The sequence below is a fragment of the Lysinibacillus sp. GW247-5R2A genome (genome assembly GCF_059424475.1).
This window is the reverse complement of the sequence record NZ_JBWKZL010000007.1, coordinates 44,300-64,231: the sequence shown is the minus strand read 5'-3', so window position 1 is coordinate 64,231 and position 19,932 is coordinate 44,300. Positions and strand designations below refer to the sequence as shown.

Annotated in this window: 17 protein-coding genes and 1 pseudogene; 16 read left to right on the top strand and 2 right to left on the bottom strand. The window is 37.6% G+C overall.

The features are described from left to right. The first annotated feature begins 172 nt into the window (after positions 1-172). Positions 173-1,039: an NAD(P)-dependent oxidoreductase gene (locus AC07YC_RS12080; RefSeq protein WP_494919506.1), complete on the top strand. Its 867-nt coding sequence runs from the start codon at positions 173-175 to the stop codon at positions 1,037-1,039. Between the two features lie 68 nt (positions 1,040-1,107). Here AC07YC_RS12080 and AC07YC_RS12075 read toward each other — a convergent pair whose 3' ends face one another. Further along, a complete protein-coding gene (locus AC07YC_RS12075; RefSeq protein WP_008174140.1) occupies positions 1,108-1,500 on the bottom strand; it encodes a DoxX family protein in 393 nt (130 codons plus the stop codon). A 155-nt stretch (positions 1,501-1,655) separates the two neighbouring features. On the opposite strand from AC07YC_RS12075, the gene AC07YC_RS12070 reads away from it, so the two are divergent. From AC07YC_RS12070 to AC07YC_RS12045, 6 genes are all read left to right on the top strand, one after another. Further along, positions 1,656-1,976: a winged helix-turn-helix transcriptional regulator gene (locus AC07YC_RS12070; protein WP_043989697.1), complete on the top strand. Its 321-nt coding sequence runs from the start codon at positions 1,656-1,658 to the stop codon at positions 1,974-1,976. A 195-nt stretch (positions 1,977-2,171) separates the two neighbouring features. Continuing rightward, positions 2,172-3,494 carry an MFS transporter gene (locus AC07YC_RS12065; protein ID WP_494919505.1) on the top strand — a complete coding sequence of 441 codons (1,323 nt, stop codon included), beginning with the start codon at positions 2,172-2,174 and terminating at the stop codon, positions 3,492-3,494. A gap of 65 nt (positions 3,495-3,559) precedes the next feature. After that, a complete protein-coding gene (locus AC07YC_RS12060; RefSeq protein ID WP_008174137.1) occupies positions 3,560-4,462 on the top strand; it encodes a chemotaxis protein in 903 nt (300 codons plus the stop codon). 161 nt (positions 4,463-4,623) lie between these two features. Beyond that, entirely contained in the window at positions 4,624-6,177 is a 1,554-nt protein-coding gene (locus AC07YC_RS12055) for a Ppx/GppA phosphatase family protein (RefSeq protein WP_494919503.1), read from the top strand. Beyond that, positions 6,167-8,323 carry an RNA degradosome polyphosphate kinase gene (locus AC07YC_RS12050; protein ID WP_494919502.1) on the top strand — a complete coding sequence of 719 codons (2,157 nt, stop codon included), beginning with the start codon at positions 6,167-6,169 and terminating at the stop codon, positions 8,321-8,323. Before AC07YC_RS12055 ends, AC07YC_RS12050 begins: the two co-directional genes overlap by 11 nt. 29 nt (positions 8,324-8,352) lie before the next feature. Next, entirely contained in the window at positions 8,353-10,359 is a 2,007-nt protein-coding gene (locus tag AC07YC_RS12045) for a putative bifunctional diguanylate cyclase/phosphodiesterase (protein WP_494919501.1), read from the top strand. A gap of 45 nt (positions 10,360-10,404) precedes the next feature. Here AC07YC_RS12045 and AC07YC_RS12040 read toward each other — a convergent pair whose 3' ends face one another. Continuing rightward, complete coding sequence (locus AC07YC_RS12040; RefSeq protein WP_336636754.1) at positions 10,405-11,016, bottom strand: TetR/AcrR family transcriptional regulator; 612 nt, start codon at positions 11,014-11,016, stop codon at positions 10,405-10,407. A gap of 236 nt (positions 11,017-11,252) precedes the next feature. Between AC07YC_RS12040 and AC07YC_RS12035 the strand changes: the two genes are divergently transcribed. From AC07YC_RS12035 to ccpC, 9 genes and pseudogenes are all read left to right on the top strand, one after another. After that, positions 11,253-12,146 (top strand): NAD(P)-dependent oxidoreductase, encoded by an 894-nt coding sequence (locus AC07YC_RS12035; RefSeq protein WP_336636755.1) that lies wholly within the window; start codon positions 11,253-11,255, stop codon positions 12,144-12,146. Positions 12,147-12,161: 15 nt separating this feature from the next. Continuing rightward, positions 12,162-13,682: a CoA-acylating methylmalonate-semialdehyde dehydrogenase gene (locus AC07YC_RS12030; protein ID WP_494919499.1), complete on the top strand. Its 1,521-nt coding sequence runs from the start codon at positions 12,162-12,164 to the stop codon at positions 13,680-13,682. Between the two features lie 67 nt (positions 13,683-13,749). After that, positions 13,750-15,066, top strand: a pseudogene (locus tag AC07YC_RS12025) (GntP family permease). 12 nt (positions 15,067-15,078) lie between these two features. Then, the gene (locus AC07YC_RS12020) at positions 15,079-15,840 is read left to right on the top strand and encodes a 3-hydroxybutyrate dehydrogenase (RefSeq protein ID WP_336636756.1); all 762 of its coding nucleotides are present in this window, start codon (positions 15,079-15,081) and stop codon (positions 15,838-15,840) included. A gap of 16 nt (positions 15,841-15,856) precedes the next feature. Next, positions 15,857-17,041: an iron-containing alcohol dehydrogenase gene (locus tag AC07YC_RS12015; RefSeq protein ID WP_494919498.1), complete on the top strand. Its 1,185-nt coding sequence runs from the start codon at positions 15,857-15,859 to the stop codon at positions 17,039-17,041. 152 nt (positions 17,042-17,193) lie between these two features. Further along, on the top strand, positions 17,194-17,961 hold the full coding sequence (gene fadH, locus AC07YC_RS12010) for a 2,4-dienoyl-CoA reductase (RefSeq protein ID WP_494919497.1): 768 nt from the start codon (positions 17,194-17,196) through the stop codon (positions 17,959-17,961). A gap of 63 nt (positions 17,962-18,024) precedes the next feature. Then, positions 18,025-18,264, top strand: a complete 240-nt coding sequence (locus AC07YC_RS12005) for a hypothetical protein (RefSeq protein WP_036123559.1) — start codon at positions 18,025-18,027, stop codon at positions 18,262-18,264. Positions 18,265-18,461: 197 nt separating this feature from the next. Beyond that, positions 18,462-18,902 (top strand): cyclic-di-AMP-binding protein CbpB, encoded by a 441-nt coding sequence (gene cbpB, locus AC07YC_RS12000; RefSeq protein ID WP_336636758.1) that lies wholly within the window; start codon positions 18,462-18,464, stop codon positions 18,900-18,902. A gap of 69 nt (positions 18,903-18,971) precedes the next feature. Then, positions 18,972-19,859, top strand: coding sequence for a transcriptional regulator CcpC (ccpC, locus tag AC07YC_RS11995; protein WP_008174113.1), 888 nt, complete (start codon positions 18,972-18,974; stop codon positions 19,857-19,859). Positions 19,860-19,932: the final 73 nt, after the last annotated feature.

The following is a 19,932-nucleotide window of genomic DNA, read 5'->3' as shown; positions in this document are numbered from 1 at the left end:
CCAATCACTTGCTCTCTTTTTTTTTTGCTTATTCGGTATATATGCAAGTTATCTAATGATTAGTACAAGTTATAGGGAGAGTTTGAATTATTTTATTTATTCGCCTAAACTGAAAACATCAAGTCACGTAGGTGAAAGAATCCTAACTTTTATGACGAAGGAGTATATACATATGAAAAAGCAACGTATTGCATTTATCGGAACTGGTGTAATGGGGACAAGTATTATTAAACACTTATTGAAAAATGACCATGAGGTGACGGTGTACACTCGTACTAAAGAAAAAGCAGAGCCGCTAGTAGCTTTAGGAGCAACATGGGCTAGTTCGCCAGCAGAAGCGTTTAAACATCAAGACATTGCATTTACAATGGTTGGCTACCCCTCAGATGTTGAAGAGGTTTATTTTGGAGAAAATGGCCTTTTCAAAACAGCTGAACCTGACAACCTTATCATTGATATGACGACTTCAGAGCCATCTTTAGCCAAGAAAATATATGAGCATGCACAAACTATTGGTGTAGAGTCTTTAGATGCACCTGTTTCAGGTGGTGATATCGGTGCGCAAAATGGTACATTGTCGATTATGGTCGGTGGCGATTTAACAACTTACGATAAGGCTTTACCGCTGATGAAGCATTTCGGAGAAAATATCGTTTATCAAGGTGAGGCAGGGGCTGGTCAACATGCAAAGATGTGCAATCAAATTGCCATAGCTTCAGGCATGATTGGGGTATGCGAATCGCTTGCTTACGGTCTCAAGGCAGGGCTAGATTTACCAACCGTATTGCAGTCCATTGCATCAGGTGCGGCAGGTTCGTGGTCTCTAAGTAATTTGGCACCACGCATGATCAAAGAAGACTTTGCACCAGGTTTTTATATCAAACATTTTGTGAAGGATATGAAAATAGCTTTGGATGAATCCAAGACAATGGGGATTACTTTGCCAGGGTTGGCGTTAGCCTATGAAATGTATGAAAAGTTGATCGAAGAGGGCTATGGTGATAATGGGACACAGGCTCTTCTTCACCGTTATAGATAATAAAAACCTTATTTGGATAAACAAGAACCTGAAGTTTCTTCTTTTTGGAGAGACTTCAGGTTTTTTTGTTACTCTTTCCCAAATAGTTGGGCGTCCAATGAAAAGCTAGAAGCACCAGCTAGAGTGAAGTATAGAGCAATTGCACCCAAGGCTAAATCTAATTCGTATCCGGCTAAACCATCAGCCCCAATAAAGCCAATACTTAGCTTAGCTGTGAAAATGGCTACAATCATAGTCATTGTTAGTAATGCTCCAAAAATTCTTGTTGCTAAACCTAAAATAAGGGCAATACCTCCCACTAACTCAATAATTGCAACGATATACGCCATAAATCCTGGTATACCTAAACTATCAAAGAAGTCTGCCGTGTAGCTAATACCTCCTTGAAATTTTTGAAAACCATGTACCGCAAAAATAATGCCGAGAACGACACGTAAAATAGTTGAACCAATGTTTTGCATTCTAAAATATCTCCTTTTTCTTTAACTTACAATTTGTAACTTAGTTTATTTTTAAAAATAACTTTTGTCAAGTAACTAAATGTGTTTTAAGAACTGAATATTGAAAGAAGTGTTATACTGTTGTATATGAACTACTAACAATGGAGGCTTGTAACGTGGATCAAAAAAAAATTTGTCCTCGATTTGAAAAGGCGCTAAAAATAGTCAATCATCGCTGGAATACTTTACTCATTTTTCAATTATTAGATGGTCCTCAGCGGTATTCAGTTATTAAAAATCAGTTAAATATAAGCAGCCGCGTATTAACTGAGCGATTAAAGGAGCTAGAAATCGAGGAGATTGTATTACGTACTGTCATTCCTTCTACCCCAGTCGTCATTGAGTATGAACTTACTGAAAAGGGATACGCACTTGCACCTGTACTAAAAGCAATTGAGCAATGGTCTTCTGAATGGGTAGCAATAACAGAAGAATAATAAAAAAGATATTCAAGCGAGGGGCTTGGATATCTTTTTTGTTTGAAGAAGGCATTATTTATCGATCTTTTAGCAGTTATGTTTCAATGAATTTACTGTTATATTGTAAATAATATTAATTTTCTTTAAAAAAAGGAATTTTTCATTACGGAAAGAAATTAATTGATTATTATAGAGAATGTAAGGGAGGGTTTTATGAAAACGAGTTCAGCAATAGACGTCCAGCATCGAAGTCAGTTAGCGATTTACTTATCATTACCAATACTTTCATGGGCTTTCTATGATTTTGCTAATACAATTTTTTCTTCAAATATTAATACGATTTTTTTCCCGTTTTATATGGATGAGGTATTAGGAACAAATGAAGTTATGCAACAAGTAGCTAGTACATTTATTTCGTATGCGAATGCCATTGCTAGCTTATTACTGGTAGTATTTTCTCCACTTTTCGGAGTGTGGATTGATAATACTGGCTATAAAAAAAGATTTATTGTCTGGTTTGCTTCAATTTCCATTCTTTTCACTTTTATGATGGGGATATTTGCGGAGCTACAGACAACCACTCATTACTCAGGGGTACCTCTTAGTTTATTTTTAGTCGTGGCAAGTTTTGTCATTGCAAAGTTCTTCTTTAATTCAAGTCTAGTATTCTATGATTCCATGATGCCAGATTTAGGGTCGAAAGAAGAAATGCCACTTATATCTGGCTATGGCGTTGCAATTGGGTATTTGGGTACACTTTTTGGTCTTCTTGTTTATTTGTATGTTGGCAACAGTGATTTTCATCGTGCATTTATTCCTACGGCAATTTTATATTTATTATTTTCACTGCCTTTATTTTTGATCAATAAAGATACGCCAATTCCCAAAGCACAGAGGAAGTCTTTAAAATTTTTAGATGGCTATAAAGAAATTATTGAAACCTTTAAGGACATGAAACAATATAAGGCGATCTTTACTTTTATGATTGCTTATTTCTTTTTGAATGATGCTATCGCTACTACGATTGCAATGATGGCCGTTTACGCGACGGCTATTGTCGGTTTTAGCTCGGGTCAATTTATCATTCTTTATTTAGTTTCTACTGTATCCACGATCATTGGGTCTTTGGCATTTGGCTATATTACAAAGTCAGTAGGCGCTAAACGCGCGATTACTATGGTAGCCCTTATTATGATTGTCGCTTTAGTGTTTGCTGTATTTGCGACAGCACAATGGATGTTTTGGCTTGCAGGTAGTCTTTTTGGTATATCACTTGGTTCTATGTGGGTAACGTCTAGGACCTATATTATTGAATTGTCACCAGATGAGAAACGTGGACAGTTCTTTGGCTTGTTTGCTTTCTCTGGGAAAGTATCATCTATTATTGGGCCAGCCGTATACGGGACAGTTACATTATGGATGAAGGATTACGGTACATTAGCTAGTCGTGTCGCACTATCGACGCTAATCGTAATGACAGTCATTGGCCTATTGGTACATCTAAAAGTTAATGATAAAAATGGAAATAGCAAGTAGGAGAAATGTATTGCCTATGATACAATTGAATTATAAATTGAAGTAGAGAAAGGAGCGGGGTTGCATTGGAACATAAAGGAATATTATTAGAAAGTGGCACAAATGAGCTAGAAATCGTTGAATTTGAAGTAGCTAACAATAAATTTGGTATCAATGTAATTAAAGTAAAAGAAATCATTCAACCGATTCCAGTAACATTTATTCCACACGCGCACCCGCATGTAGAAGGAATCATTCAATTACGAGGTGAAGTATTACCAGTTGTGGATATGCTACGGGTACTTGGAATTCAGAGTACTGAGCGTAACCCGCAACAAAAATATATTGTTGCTGAATTTAATAAGCAGCGTGTTGTGTTCCATGTGGATAACGTGACACAAATTCACCGTATATCATGGAATCAAATTGAAAAGCCTTCAGATATGTATCAAGGCGGAACATCACAAGTTATAGGTGTTATTAAACAAAACGAGCAAATGATTCTACTACTCGATTTCGAAAGAATTATGGTGGATATTAATCCTGAATCGGGCATAAGTGTGGAATCTGTTAAAAAGCTAGGCAAACGTGAACGTACTGGTAAACGTATTTTAATTGCAGAGGATTCACCATTATTACGGAAGTTATTATTTGATACGATGAATGAAGCAGGCTATGACAATGTAGAGTTCTTTGAAAATGGCCGAGATGCATATGAATACTTAGAAGGAATTGCGAAGAGCGGTAGTGATATCGCAGAACATATTCAATTAGTCGTAACAGATATTGAAATGCCACAAATGGATGGGCATCATTTGACTAGAAAAATCAAAGAGCATCCTGATCTTCAAAAACTTCCAGTTATTATATTCTCAAGTCTAATTACGGATGACCTTCGTCATAAAGGTGATCAGGTAGGAGCAGAAGATCAAATTAGTAAGCCAGAAATTGCAGAGCTCATCCTACGTGTTGACCAATTAATTCTGTAATAGTTGTGCTTTACATGATACTTCACAATTTTAATAATGGGTATCCTGAAAGTATAAATAAATGAAAGTAAAGTCGGATGCCTTTAAAGTATCCGACTTTTTTGTATAGGTCTACATATTGTGAACAAAATAATCAGAAGATGCTTGAAGGATGTGATTATTTGAATGAACTTAAAACAGCCATTATTGATATCGGCTCCAATACTATTCGCTTAGTGTTATATCAGTACAACAATGAAGAGGGACTCCATGAACTAGGCAATATTAAAACGGTGGCACGTTTACGTACATATATACAACCCTCTGGTGAGATGTCTGAAGAAGGTATCGATGTGTTAGCCGAGACATTACAAACATTTAAAGCGATGTTAGAAGATTTTGAAGTGACAGATGTGAAAGCGGCGGCAACGGCTGCTATCCGTCAGGCGTCTAATCGTGACCAAATAATTGCAGAAATGAAAGTACGAACTGGTATTCAAATTGAGCTTTTATCAGAAGAAGAAGAAGCGTATTTTGGTTTTGTAGCTGTTGCTTATTCCAGTGGAACCAAATCGGGAGTTACGATTGATATTGGTGGTGGTAGTACCGAAATTACGCTGTTTGAAAATAAAGAAATTCAGCAATCACATAGCTTTCCATTCGGGACAGTTTCGTTAAAGCAACGTTTTGTGAAGGGCGACATCATGAATAGCGGTGAAAGGAAGGAGCTTATTGCCTTTATAAAAGAGCAATTTCAAACATTATCATGGATTCAAAATAGTGGTTTACCGATTATCGCAATTGGGGGAAGTGCACGTAATATTGCACAGATTCATCAACAAAAACATGACTATCCCATTGCTAGTGTCCATGGATACGAAATGACAAAAGAAAATTTAGATGAATTAAGCTTATTTTTAGGTCAATTAAGCTTTCAAGAATTAAAGCAGCTGGATGGCCTGTCATCAGACCGTGCTGATATTATTTTACCTGCCTTAGAGGTATTTAGAGTGTTAATGGATACTGTAGGAAGCAAGTCATTTCAGCTTACGAAGAAGGGTTTACGTGAGGGACTGATTATTAAAAAGATTTTGCAAACAGATAGCAATGCCTTTGATAAATATAATGTGTTTGAAGGAAATGCCAGAAGGCTTGCACGACAGTATGGTCGAACGGAAAAAGAGGTTGATTATTTGATGCATTTAGCTGATCAATTGTATCGCGAATGTTGTCATTTAGGCTATTTACCATATCATGCAGAAGATTTGCAGTTAATCAGAAAAGCAGCGAAGGTTTTTAATATTGGTGAATATATCGAATTAAGCTCTTCAAGCCAACACACCTTTTATTTGATTGCGAACCAATCTATTGATGGTCTAAATCACCCAGAAAGAGTCAAACTAGCCCTTCTAGCTTCTTATAAAAACAAAGATTATTTTCAACGATTTGCTGCCCCGTTCTCCACGTGGATGAATCGTGAGGACTATCGAAAAATACGAGATTTTGGAGCGTTATTAAAATTTGTCTATGCTTTAAATGTCTCAAAGCGAAATGTTGTACATGCAATTGAGATGCATCCAGAGGAAGATTATGTACAGCTCAATATTTATGTAAAGAACAATGCAGCAGCTGAAAAGTTTCAAGCTAATCGACATAAAAAACATTTAGAGCGAGCATTAAAAATCCCAATGACAATCAATTTTATTGAAGAAGGATGGAATACGGATGACAACTGAAATTACTAATAACGAGCTGAATGAGGAAGAGTTTTTAAAAAATCATAGTCGATTATTAGAGGAGATTGCGAAGCCTCAGTATTATAATAATCGAGAGTTAAGCTGGCTTGCTTTTAATGAACGTGTATTAGAGGAAGCGGAGGATGTGAATAATCCTCTGCTCGAACGATTGAAATTTTTAGCTATATTTAGCTCAAATCTCGATGAGTTTTTTATGGTGCGTGTCGCTGGCTTACAAGATCAAATTCGTGCAGGATTCCATAAAGCTGAGAATAAATCTGGGTTAACACCGAAGGAACAATTAGCTAAAATCGCAGAACGTACACAGGCTTTAGTGCGTCGACAAACTGAAGTATACCGCCATTTAATCTATGATTTATTACCACAGCATAATGTACATATTGCAGACATGAAAGATTTAAATAGCACACAAAAAGCTTTTATTAATGAAATGTTTGCAGAAACTATATTCCCAGTTCTAACACCTGTAGCAGTAGATGCGTATCGTCCATTCCCGACATTGCTGGGGAAAACACTCAATTTACTAGTCCTTTTAGAGCAGGATGAATCGGATCTTGAAAGTCGCGAAAAAGTCGCAATCGTTCAAGTACCATCTGTTTTAGATCGTTATATTAAAGTGCCCACTGAAGAAGGCAAAACGGTCGTAGTATTGTTGGAGGATGTCATTGTAGCGCATATTGAAAAATTATTTTATGGCTATAGTGTAAAATCAGCGCAAGCCTTCCGTTTAACTAGGAATGCGGATTTAACGATCCATGAAGAGGGCGCAAGGGATCTTCTCGTAGAAATTGAAAAAGAATTGAAGAAACGTAAATGGGGAGTAGGAAGTCGTTTAGAAGTTCGAGTTGGAGAAATGAATGAGGAAGTACTTCTCTACTTATTAGATGAATTTGAAATTGAAGAAAATGACGTTTTCCATATTGATGGACCTTTAGATTTAACTTTTATGTTCTCTTTTGTTAAAGGTATAGCTGTTGGTCGTGAACATCTGGAATATGAAAGTTTTATTCCACAGCCACCTTTCGATTTACAATCCGATGAAAATATTTTTGAAAAAGCATTAACACAAGATATCTTTTTCCATCATCCATATGAATCATTTGCACCAATCGTTGATTTTATCTCTGAGGCAGCCGTAAATCCGAATGTCTTAGCAATCAAACAAACATTATATCGAGTAAGTGGTAATTCACCGATTATTCAAGCCCTAAAGCTGGCAGCAGAAAATGGTAAACAAGTAACAGTTTTAGTTGAATTAAAGGCCAGATTCGATGAGGAAAATAATGTGCATTGGGCAAAACAGCTAGAACAAGCAGGCTGTCTTGTTATTTATGGGATGAACAATTTAAAAACACATTCCAAAATCACATTAGTCGTTAGTCGTCGTAATGGCAAAATTGAACGTTTTGTTCATCTTGGCACAGGAAATTATAATGATGCCACTGCAAAAATTTACACGGATATGGGCATAATAACGACAGATAAAGAATTTGGTATTGATGCGACAAACTTCTTTAACTATTTAAGTGGCTATACAGAAAAACCTACATTTAATCACTTAGTCGTGGCACCTTTTGATATTCGAGATGAATTTATTCGATTAATGGATGAAGAAATTGCTTGTCATAAAAAATACGGGGATGGCTTTATTCGAGCTAAAATGAATTCATTGACAGACAAAGATCTTATGATGAAGTTATATGAGGCTTCGATTGCTGGGGTAAAGGTAGAGCTTATTATACGTGGTATTTGCTGTATTAGACCTGGTATCCCTGGCATTAGTGAAAACATTACAGTAACAAGTATTGTCGGTCGTTTCCTAGAACATTCCCGAATTTATTGGTTCCATCATAATGGAGAGAACAGAGTATATTTATCTTCAGCTGATATGATGACACGCAATATGATTAAACGTGTAGAAATTTTATTCCCTGTATATGCAAATGAAGCAAAAACTCGTATTATTGACATAATGAATACACAATTAATGGATACTGCTAAGGCTCGTATTCAAGATTCCAATGGTAAGTATCATTATAAAGATTTTGATCGTAGTGAAGATCCACTGAATAGCCAGGAGATTTTCTTACAAGATGCATTAAAGCCTACGCTAGACGAAGAATAGAGCAAACACGATACTTAGTGAGGGATAGAATGAAAAATTATAGAGAGAGTGTAGCGACATTTGCAGATTATCAACAACTCATTCAAATGAATCCATTTGATGCAGTCATTTGTTTGAGAAAAGTTGATAAAAAGGTGTTCGAGGTCGTTGATTTTAATGATAAGCTATTATCATTTATGGAGCTGCAAGATAAAGCAGCGACGAACGCTGAACGTTTTTTTACCAAGCAATGCTGGCTACAGTTGTCGAATTTTCTAAACGAAGAAGGCCATACACAGCATGTCCTGAAATTAGGTACCGGTTATTATGAACGAGCATTTGCTATTCATGTACAACACTTTTCTAAATCCATGGTTGCGGTTATTTTGAGAGAAACACAAATAGAAGATAAACCTTATTTACAATACGTGGAACAACATGTGAGTCCTGTGCTAACGGTCGATTTACAAGGCCGAATTATTCATCAAAACATGGCTGTTACGGCAGCACTTTCTAGAGAACAGCAATGTCTAATAGGACGAGATATTTTTTCATTATTGGAAAGTAAATATATGAAAGAATTTAAATTATTATTTGCTAAAACAATTGAAGGCTCAGCTTTTGGAATGCCGAAATGCTTGTTTAAGAACCAATTGCTAAGTAAAGAGCCTTTTTACTTAAGAACACACCCTACCTATTATAATGGTGAGGTTATAGGTGTCCATTTATTTGTAAAAGATGCAAATTCATTTATGAATGATCATGAGGCATTTTATTACCTAGCGCTAATGGATGAATTAACAGGTATTTGGAATCGGAAGGCATTTAAGGAGCATTGGCTACATCATCTAAACGACAAAAAACAAGAGCATAAGCAAGCAGCCCTTTTTTTAGTGGATATAGATCGTTTTAAAAAATTTAATGAATCCCTAGGTGAAAGTAAGGGGGATGAGCTTATGCGTATGTTTAGTCAAAGGCTTAATGAGCTGTGCTATTCAAAATGTGCCCTTTTTCGTTATAACAGTGATGAGTTTATCTTTGTCCTAAAAGATGCGACTATTCAAAAAATTGAATATACCGCTAATGCCATTTTGGAAGTTTTAAAGCAGCCATTTATAATAGAAGGACAGGAATATTTTATTAGCGTTTCCATCGGTATCTCCCTAAGTCCAGCAGATGGCAAGGATTTAGAGACACTTGTAAGGAAAGCTGATAAGGCGTTATTTTCTGTTAAAGAGCATGGACGATCTCACTATCGTTATTATCGTGAGGATATGACGGCGATTTTCCCAAATGAAGCTTTAATGGAAGCACATTTACGACGAGCTATTGAATTTAATGAACTGAGTTTGCATCTCCAGCCACAGATGGACCTAACAAATAATAGTATCAATAGCTTTGAAGCTTTATTGCGATGGAATAACCGTAAATTTGGTTTTGTGTCACCTGCACAATTTATACCTATTGCGGAGGCTTCAGGATTAATTATTGAAATTGGTGATTGGATTATTGACGAGGTTTGTCGTCATCAAAAAGAATGGCAATCGAAAGGGTATCGTCCTGTAAGAATAGCCGTCAATATATCACCCAAACAGTTCAGAAAAGAAAACTTCGCACGAAAAATAAAAGCGGCATTAAAGAAATACGAGGTGCCTCCAGAACTTCTGGAGGTAGAGATTACCGAAAGCTCTATGACAAATGTTCATGAGACATTTTCGATTCTTACGGAATTGAAGCAATTAGGGGTTTATGTGTCAGTAGATGACTTTGGAACAGGCTATTCTTCATTAAGCTATCTAAAGCGTTATCCAATCGATATTATAAAAATCGATCAATCGTTTATTAGAGATATCGCTAAAGATGACAAAAATGAGGCTATCATTAAAGCCATCATTTCGATGTCTCATAACCTAGGGCTAGAGGTAATTGCCGAAGGAATCGAAGAGCCCACACAAGTTGATTTTCTTAAACGCCATCATTGTCAAAAGGGACAAGGTTATTTGTATAATAAACCTTTACCTGTTGAAACAATTGTACAGAAATATTTCGTCAGCTAGTTAAAAAAGTAGCACTCATCATCATAGGATGAAGTGCTACTTTTTTTATTGGACGCTTTTGAGGCCGTTTAACACAATAGCTGTAAATTGATTCATCTCAGCGGCTAAGTCAAAGTCTTCACCGTGAATTAACCAATCATAAACATTGGCACGCATACAACGTTGTATGATGGCTTGCACTTCATGAGCTGATATATCCTGTCGTAGTTCACCTTGTTGTAGCCCTTCTGCAATATATGTATTCATTATTTGAAAAATCTTGCGCTCGGGATTAATTAAGTAATGATCCTGTTTTACGTGATTTGTCATTGCAGCAGTATACACAGTGCGTAACAGGTCCTTTCCTACAACATTCGTTAAGTATTTCATTTGTTCTTGATACACGTATAAAATTTTTTCACTTGCTGGTAATGTAGGGTCGATATTTTTTTCTACAGTGCTATAAAAATGATCCAGTTCTTTAAATTTTTCTAAAATAACATCATATTTAGATGGGAAATGTGTATAAAATGTACCCTTTGAGACATGACAAGCCTTTGTAATTTGTTCGACAGTAACATGTTCAAATCCGAATTTATTGAATAGATCTAATGATGTTTTTAATAATTTATCACGAGTTTCTAATGCCTTCTTTTGCCTGCTAGTTAGAGATTCCATAGTGGCATATTACCTCCGATAGTAAGTATTGTAAAATATTTTCTAAATCAAAAATTCTGAAAATATAAAATTTTTAATTGACGAAAAGGATTTATTTTGATTATGATTTAATTGACCGCAGTCACTGACCAAGGTCATTAAAGGTATCTCGTTATTAATGTTACGATAAAAAACGGTAGTTGGCTAGTGACCATCCAGCAATATTGCTGAATTTTCAAGGATTGGGGGATATCCAAATGAATCGAAAATTAGGTTTTATCGGGTTAGGAAATATGGGGTTACCAATGTCTATTAACTTATTAAAGGCAAACTATGAGGTGTATGGCTTTGATACAAATGCGAAGGCAGTGGAGCTATTTACAGAAGCTGGCGGTATAGGTCTTGCATCAGCAAAGGATGTTGCAAAGCAATGTGATGTGATAATGACTAGCCTACCAACTCCTCAAATTGTAGAAATGGTGTATTTATCAGAGGAGGGCATCATACATCATGCTAAGAAAGATGCCTTACTTATTGACTTTAGTACGGTCAATCCTGACTTAAATGATTCGTTACATAAAGAAGCAAGTACGTTGGGATTACGATATTTAGGGGCACCTGTAAGTGGAGGGGTCATAGGAGCTGTAAATGCTACCCTAACGATCATGGTCGGGGGTGACCAGAAAGATTATGATAGTGCCGGTGAAATATTCGGAATAGTTGGAAAAAATATCTATCATCTAGGTTTATCCTCAAGTGTAGGTACACGTCTTAAATTATTAAATAATCTAATGATTGGGTTTTACACAGAGGCTGTAGCTGAAACAATTGTGCTTGGTGAAAAAATGGGGATTGATGCGGATACACTGTATGAAGTATTAAGTAATAGCTACGGTCAAAGTCGGATTTATGAGCGTAACTATGTGGAATATATGAAAAATAATAATTATGCACCTGGGTTTTCAACAAATCTATTATTGAAAGATTTGAAGTTAGCAAAGGGCATGGCTGATGAAGCTGGTGTATCTCTACGTATTGGGGAAAAATTGGTGGAACTTTATAGTGAGATTGCCCAGCAGGGCTATGGTGAAAATGATATGTCTGCAGCTTATTTAAGCTTAAAGGATACATGTAAAATAAAACAATTATAAGAGGAGGAAATGATGATGACGATAGCTCAAGAGGTAAAAATATTAACGCATTTTATTGGTGGACAGTTAGTTGAAGGGAGAAGTGGCAGATTTGGCTCTGTATACAATCCAACTACAGGTGATGTCATTGCTAAAGTGCCACTGGCAACAGTAGAGGAGACAAAAGAGGCAATCGAGCAGGCTCAAGCAGTCTTTCCATTATGGCGTGATACATCTGTGGCTAAACGTGCAGAAATCGTCTTAAAGTTCCGCAATCTTATGACAGAAAATATGGAGGAGCTACTACAAATTATTTGTAAGGAAAGCGGAAAAACGTTGGAAGATGCCAAAGGTGAAATTACACGAGGTCTTGAATCTGTTGATTTAGCCATCGGTGCTCCACATCTCATGAAAGGGGAATACTCCGTTAATGTTGGAGGTCAAATAAACGCTTATTCAGCAAAATATCCACTTGGTGTGGTAGCAGCCATTTCACCCTTTAACTTCCCGATCATGGTGCCTTTAGCTCAAACGAGTATGGCCATTGCGGTAGGAAATGCTGTGATTTTAAAAGCATCTGAACGTGTACCAATGACTGCTTTATATATTAGTGAGCTATGGAAAAAAGCAGGCTTACCAGATGGAATTTGGACAGTGGTGAATGGTGATAAAGATGCAGTCAATGAACTTTTAGAGAACCCAACTGTGCAAGCGATTTCATTTGTCGGCTCAACTCCAGTGGCCAAGTATATTTATGAAACTGGTTCTAAGCATGGGAAACGTGTAACGGCACTTGGCGGTGGAAAAAACAATATGGTTGTCATGCCAGATGCAGATCTTGAACAAGTTGCAAACGCCTTTATAGGGGCAGCCTATGGGGCAGCATCTCAGCGTTGCATGGCGATATCCACAATCATGCCTGTAGGCAAAAATACTGCTGATCGTCTAGTGTCGATTTTAAAAGAGAAAATTACTAATCTAAAGGTGGGTCCATATACAAACCCAGATTCAGATTTTGGTCCAGTTATTTCTCAACAATCAAAAGATGCAATACTCGCTGCCATTGATCGTGGAGAATCTGAGGGAGCGTCCATTATTTGTGATGGTCGTGAGTTGGCTATTGTTAAAGAGTCAAAAGGTTTTTATGTAGGTCCTACACTATTAGATCATGTAAAGCCAGGTATGGAAATTTATGAGCAAGAAGTATTTGGACCTGCTCGTAATGTTGTTCGCGTAGATTCTCTGGAGGAGGCTATTGAACTAATTAATAAGCATGAGCTAGGAAATGGTGTCACTATCTTTACAAATGATGGATTAGCAGCTCGTAAATTCACAACAGAGATAGACGTCGGTATGGTAGGAGTGAATGTACCAATTCCTATTCCAGTAGGCTACCATAATTTTGCTGGTTTTAAAGGGTCTCGTTTTGGAGAAGGGCATATGTTTGGTCCAGATCAGGCGCGATTTTTTACAAAAACAAAGACCGTTTCAGAACGCTGGATGGTAAGTGATACATCCACTGCATCAACATTTGCATTCCCAAGCAATAACGATTAATACCAACAAAGAGCTGTAGCGATATACAGCTCTTTTTCCAAAAAAAATGGGGAGGGGTGGGGTGTACATGTTGGCGTACATTGGTCTTTTTGGTAGTTTAGCATTATTAGTGTATTTAACAATGAGAGGCGTTAATTTACTTATTTCAGCACCATTAACCGCACTGTTAGCTGCTTTAACTAATGGTCTTGCGTTTTTTCCACAAACCGCTAATGAAAATCAAGCTAATTTTCTAACGAGCTATATGGATGGATTTACTGGTTTCGTTGGTTCTTGGTATTTAATGTTTATGGCAGGTGCTATTTTCGGGAAAGTTATGGAGGATACTGGAGCAGCTGATAGTGTTTCTAAATGGATTGTTGAAAAAATCGGGGTGAAATATGCAACATATGCGATTGTATTAGCCGCAGCGGTCCTCACATATGGGGGTGTTTCTGTTTTTATTGTTGCATTTTCTGTTTATCCGATGGCCATCAGTTTATTTAAACAAGCGAACTTTCCACGACGCTTTATCCCCGCTGCACTTGGTCTAGGCTCGGTCACTTTTACGATGACGTCAGCTGGCTCACCTGAAATTCAAAATTGGATTCCAATTCAATACCTTGGAACGACACCCTATGCAGGATGGCAAGTTAGTATTGTTGTCGCTATTTTTATGGCTGTTGGTGGTTCACTTTGGCTGAATTAGATGATTAAACGAGCTGTGAACAATGGGGAAATATTTATTGAACGCTCAACAGATCCAGTGGTTGATGAAACGAGGAAGCTTCCTAGTCCACTACTTAGTCTAATACCATTACTAGTCGTTTTAGTGATTTCTTTTGCTTTCCATAATTCGCTTGGAACTTCTGCTTTAATTGTCGCTTTGACAAGTGGTTGTATTGTCGCCTATTTAGTGAGTTACAAGTATGCCAAATCCGTTGGAGCGACATTAGCAGCGGGAGCAATGGGTGCCATTATTGCTATTGCTAATACAGCGGCTGTAGTAGGCTTTGGTGGTGTCGTAAAAGCAACGCCATCCTTTTTGGCTACAGTAGATGTCATGACAAATATTCCTGGTAGTCCGTTAATTGGGGGAGCACTAGCGATTGCTGTCATTGCAGGTTTAACAGGTTCAGCATCAGGTGGTCAAACAATTGCGATGCCTTTGCTTGCACCTCACTATATGGACATGGGGGTAGATACAGAGGCACTGCACCGCACAATTGCCATTGCATCAGGATCACTTGATTCTTTGCCACATGGTGGTTATGTTGTCACGACCATTAATTCAGTCTGTAATGAAAAGCATAAGGACGCCTATATGCCATTTGGAGCGTTGACGGTTATTATTCCAACCATCGGTACAATAATTGCCATTATATTATTTTCAATAGGGATGTAGGAGGAATGTTGTATGCAAGGAAAAACAGTGTTCATTACTGGAGCAGCCCGTGGTATTGGTCTTTCCATGGCACAAGCATTTACCGAGCAAGGAGCCAATGTCGTAATTACAGATAAAAATGAACGGCTTTTAAAAGAGGCTGTTGAAAACAATCCTTCCTTAACGGCTTATACATGTGATGTGACAGATGAAGAAGCCATACGAGAGGCAATTGAATGGACAATCAATCGCTTTACAACATTAGATATTTTAATAAATAATGCAGGATTTCAACATGTCTCCCTTATTGAAGACTTTAAGACGGAAATTTTCGAAGACATGCAAAAAGTAATGGTCGTTGCACCATTTATTGCGATGAAATATGTATTACCTCATATGAAGAAAAATCAATATGGCCGTATTATCAATATGGCCTCCATTAATGGTGTGATTGGATTTGCTGGTAAGGCTGGTTACAATGCGGCAAAGCATGGAGTCATTGGATTAACGAAGGTAGCCGCGCTGGAAGTAGCAAAGGATGGAATTACGGTAAATGCGATTTGTCCAGGATATGTTGATACCGAACTAGTGCGCCATCAATTTAAAGATTTAGCGAAAACTAGAGGAATTCAAGTAGAAGAAGTACTTGAAGAGGTGCTCTATCCACTTGTACCTCAAAAACGCTTACTGGATGTATCGGAAGTTACAGGGCTTGCATTATATTTGGCGAGTGATTTAGCAAAAGGATTAACGGGTCAAGCTATTCTTTTAGATGGTGGCTATACTGCTCAATAGTGTAGGAGGGAAAAAGATGATTCAAACAAAAACAAGCTTTACCGTTCATTCACCTGGAACGATTGTGTATGGGCGTGATTCCTTTGAAGAGGTGGGCGAGTATGCTAAAAAACTCGGCACTAAAGCACTTATTATTAGTGATCCAATTATGGACAGCTTAGGCTTTGTGAAACAATGTAGAAGCATGGTAAACACATATGGAATAGAAGCGGTTCCATACTTAGGGGTAGTAACTGAACCGGATGACACGTATGTTGAGGAAGGGCTACATCTTCTTCAGCAGGAAGGTTGTGATGTTATCATTTCTGTTGGAGGTGGAAGCTGTATTGACACAGCAAAGGCAATTGCAGTGGTGGCTACAAACGGTGGCTACATAGGAGATTATATGAAAATGGCAAAAATGGCAGAGCAAGTGCCAATCCCACATATTGCTATTCCAACGACAGCTGGAACAGGTTCAGAAGCAACAGATGCCACTGTTATTACCAATACAAAGAGTGAAGTCAAAATGATGATTAAGCAGCCCGCCTTTATGCCAACGGTTGCCATTGTTGATCCTATTTTAACGATTACATCACCACCTGCGATTACTGCAGCTACAGGGATTGATGCCTTAAGCCATGCCATTGAAAGTTATTTGTCCCGTTTAGCTCATCCTTACTCAAATGTACTTGCTCTTTCTGCCATGGATTTAATCGTCCATAATATTTTGAGAGTTTATGAGCAAGGGGATGATGTTGATGCAAGAGAAGCTATGTCATTAGGCTCCATGCAGGCAGGTCTATCTTTTTCTAATGCCTCGGTTGCGTTAGTACATGGAATGTCTCGTCCAATAGGTGCATTATTCCACGTACCCCATGGTATTTCCAATGCGATGCTTTTACCAGTGGTTTTAGAATTTTCTAAAGAAGCTTGTATAGATCGGTTAGCAGTTTTAGGCCAGTTCTTTCATGAAAAGAATGAAACTCTATCACAGGAGGACCTTGCTCAGCTAGCGATATCTTCCATTAAAAAAATGTGTAAACAAATGAATATTGGAAATTTAAAAGAGTGGGGGATAGAGGAAGGCGCGTATTATAAGGCTATCCCTAAAATGGCTGAAGACGCAATGGCAAGTGGTAGTCCTAGTAATAATCCAAAGATACCAACAAAAGAGGAACTAATGGAGTTGTATCATACAGCTTATACTTATGAATTCTAAAAAATTTCCGAGCTATTCATTCATGTGGATAGCTCTTTTATGTTTTTATAGAAAATAAAAAGAGCAATTGGCAGAATTAATATGACAGTTTCGAGAAAATATAGTAAAATTTTAATGAATAACCATTCATTTTTGACAAAGGGGGAAATGGAATGTTGCAGGGGAAGACAATTATAATTACAGGTGGATCAAGTGGGATGGGTCTTTATATGGCGAAGCAATTTGTTGCTGAAGGAGCAAATGTGGTCATCACAGGGCGCAACGAAGAACGTTTAGCAGAGGCAAAAACGTTTATTGCAGAGGCTGGCTCAACGATTGAAACTTTCCAAATGGATGTAAGAGTACCAGAACATGCTGAGGCGATGCTAGCATTTGCTGTTGAAAAATTTGGACAGGTTGATGGCCTTGTTAATAATGCCGCTGGTAACTTCATTGTACATGCTGAGGATTTAACACCTAATGGCTGGAAGGCAGTAGTAGATATCGTATTAAATGGTACGTTCTTCTGTTCTTCAGCAGTAGGTAAATATTGGATTAAAAATAATATTAAGGGCTCTATTTTGAATATGGTTGCTACTTATGCTTGGAATGCAGGAGCTGGTGTGGTCCATTCAGCTGCAGCAAAAGCGGGGGTATTATCATTGACGAGAACATTAGCAGTAGAATGGGGGAAGCAGTATGGTATTCGCGTCAATGCGATAGCACCAGGGCCAATTGAACGAACAGGTGGTGCTGATAAGCTTTGGGAATCTGAAGCAGCTGCTGCGCGTACATTAGATTCTGTTCCACTAGGCCGTACGGGTACACCAGAGGAAATAGCTGATTTAGCTACATTTATGATGTCTAATAAGGCAAGCTATATGAACGGAGAATGTGTGACACTGGATGGTGGCCAGTGGCTCAATCAATATCCATTCTAAAAATGTTTGCATAATGAAGAGCTGGATTGACGCATACTAAGGGTAAAGAAAGGAGTTTTGACAATGGGTATGTGGTTAATACCAGCTCTAATTGCCATCGTAATTATTTCTGTTATTTCGTTTGTATCCACGTTGAAAATTGCAAAGATGACTTCTGAACGGGAGTCTGAAAAGGATACGCCGATTTCAGAAACGGTTGAAGAGTATGCAACGATGCTCAATCCGATCGTATGGGTATACGGAATATTTTTACTTTTTTTAGGGATCATGATTTTTTATTACTGGAGCAAGGTTGGCTATTAGAAATGACTCATCCTCAATCAGTGATGAAATACTGAACTGATTGAGGGTGTACTTAGTTTTTGTTGAATTGCTCAAAAAAATTCGTTATTCCTGAAAAACTCTTCCCGTCCTGATCATGGTCAGACATAGAAAAGTTGTGATATGATAAAAGGGAAGGACTGTTCTGCACAGCCAGGACAGAAAAGGAGAAGAAGTTCATGATTTCAACTAACAGCAAAGACTTATTAGCAATGCCAATTAGTGATTTTATCATTTCCTCTGAAAAAGTTGCGCATGTACAAAGTGGCAATAGTGCTGAGCACGCACTACTTGTACTAACGCGTACAGGATATTCGTCCATACCTGTATTAGATTTGAAATATCGACTTCAAGGTTTACTGAGCATGAAAATGATAACGGAATCAATTCTAGGACTCGAGCATATTGAGTATGAAAAGCTTCCTGATATTAAAGTTGACTCTATTATGGATAAAGAGATCGCTGTATTAAAGTTGTCAGATACATTTCAGCGAGCTTTGGATTTAGTCATTAACCACGCATTCTTATGTGTGGTGGACGAAGACGGTACTTTTGCAGGGATACTAACAAGACGTGTTATTTTAAAGCAATTGAAAAAATATATTTATCAAAAAGAGTAGTAGTTTAAGAGGGAGCTCATATGAAAATCATGAGGCCCTCTTTGCTTGTAATTGGAGGTTTACAGATTGATGGCAACAGAGGCAGAGATTTTAAAAATTTTAGCTGAGGAACGCAATATGCGGAAAGCGGCTGAACGTCTATTTCTATCCCAGCCAGCCCTTTCCCAACGTTTACAGACGATTGAAAAGGACTGGGGTGCACAATTATTTATTCGTTCACAAAAAGGTTTAACAGCAACACCTGCTGGTGAACAGGTTATTGCTTATGCAAAGGAAATGCTAGCCAAAAAGGAAGAAATATTTGAAACGATTCAATCCTTAACGACAAAGGTAAATGGAACCTTGAAAATTGCCTGTGCGTCTATTGTTGGTCAAAACTGGTTGCCTAAAATCCTGAAGGAATTTGTCTCTAAATATCCCGATGCAAAAATATCACTTATGACGGGCTGGAGTTCTGAAATTGTGAAAGCCCTTTATGAGGGCGAGGCACATATTGGAATTGTACGAGGTCAGGTAGATTGGAAAGGGGAAAAGATTCACCTTTTCAGAGACACCCTTTATTTGGTGGATAAAGAGGTGAAGACAATTGAAGATGTGCTGACAACAGATCGTCCTTTTATTCAATATAAAAGTGACTCGAACTATTATCAGGAAATTCAACAATGGTGGCAGCAGCACTTTGCCTCCAATCCAAGAAAACAAATTTTAGTCGATCAAATAGAAATTTGTAAACAGATGGCATTAAATGGAATAGGGTATGCTATACTACCATCCATTACATTAAATGACCATGATGAAATTCATAAAATACCTTTAACAAACGATGAAAAGGAATTTGGAATTACACGCGATACATGGCTCATCGGCTATGAATCATCTTTTGAATTGCGACAGGTAGAAGCATTTGTAGAAGTAGTGCAAGACCATGCGCGTTGTTTGTTTGACTATACAAAATAAAAAATAAGACAATTCCAGTCTATTAGGGGATTGTCTTTTTCTTTGGCCGGTGATTTCTTAAGAGTTTATGAAT

Bases quoted from the DNA above. Each gene is read 5' to 3' on its own strand.
- AC07YC_RS12080 (WP_494919506.1), top strand. From the start codon at position 173: ATGAAAAAGCAACGTATTGCATTTATCGGAACTGGTGTAATGGGGACA.
- AC07YC_RS12075 (WP_008174140.1), bottom strand. From the start codon at position 1,500: ATGCAAAACATTGGTTCAACTATTTTACGTGTCGTTCTCGGCATTATT.
- AC07YC_RS12065 (WP_494919505.1), top strand. From the start codon at position 2,172: ATGAAAACGAGTTCAGCAATAGACGTCCAGCATCGAAGTCAGTTAGCG.
- AC07YC_RS12050 (WP_494919502.1), top strand. From the start codon at position 6,167: ATGACAACTGAAATTACTAATAACGAGCTGAATGAGGAAGAGTTTTTA.
- AC07YC_RS12045 (WP_494919501.1), top strand. From the start codon at position 8,353: ATGAAAAATTATAGAGAGAGTGTAGCGACATTTGCAGATTATCAACAA.
- AC07YC_RS12040 (WP_336636754.1), bottom strand. From the start codon at position 11,016: ATGGAATCTCTAACTAGCAGGCAAAAGAAGGCATTAGAAACTCGTGAT.
- AC07YC_RS12035 (WP_336636755.1), top strand. From the start codon at position 11,253: ATGAATCGAAAATTAGGTTTTATCGGGTTAGGAAATATGGGGTTACCA.
- AC07YC_RS12030 (WP_494919499.1), top strand. From the start codon at position 12,162: ATGACGATAGCTCAAGAGGTAAAAATATTAACGCATTTTATTGGTGGA.
- AC07YC_RS12020 (WP_336636756.1), top strand. From the start codon at position 15,079: ATGCAAGGAAAAACAGTGTTCATTACTGGAGCAGCCCGTGGTATTGGT.
- AC07YC_RS12015 (WP_494919498.1), top strand. From the start codon at position 15,857: ATGATTCAAACAAAAACAAGCTTTACCGTTCATTCACCTGGAACGATT.
- fadH (WP_494919497.1), top strand. From the start codon at position 17,194: ATGTTGCAGGGGAAGACAATTATAATTACAGGTGGATCAAGTGGGATG.
- AC07YC_RS12005 (WP_036123559.1), top strand. From the start codon at position 18,025: ATGGGTATGTGGTTAATACCAGCTCTAATTGCCATCGTAATTATTTCT.
- cbpB (WP_336636758.1), top strand. From the start codon at position 18,462: ATGATTTCAACTAACAGCAAAGACTTATTAGCAATGCCAATTAGTGAT.
- ccpC (WP_008174113.1), top strand. From the start codon at position 18,972: ATGGCAACAGAGGCAGAGATTTTAAAAATTTTAGCTGAGGAACGCAAT.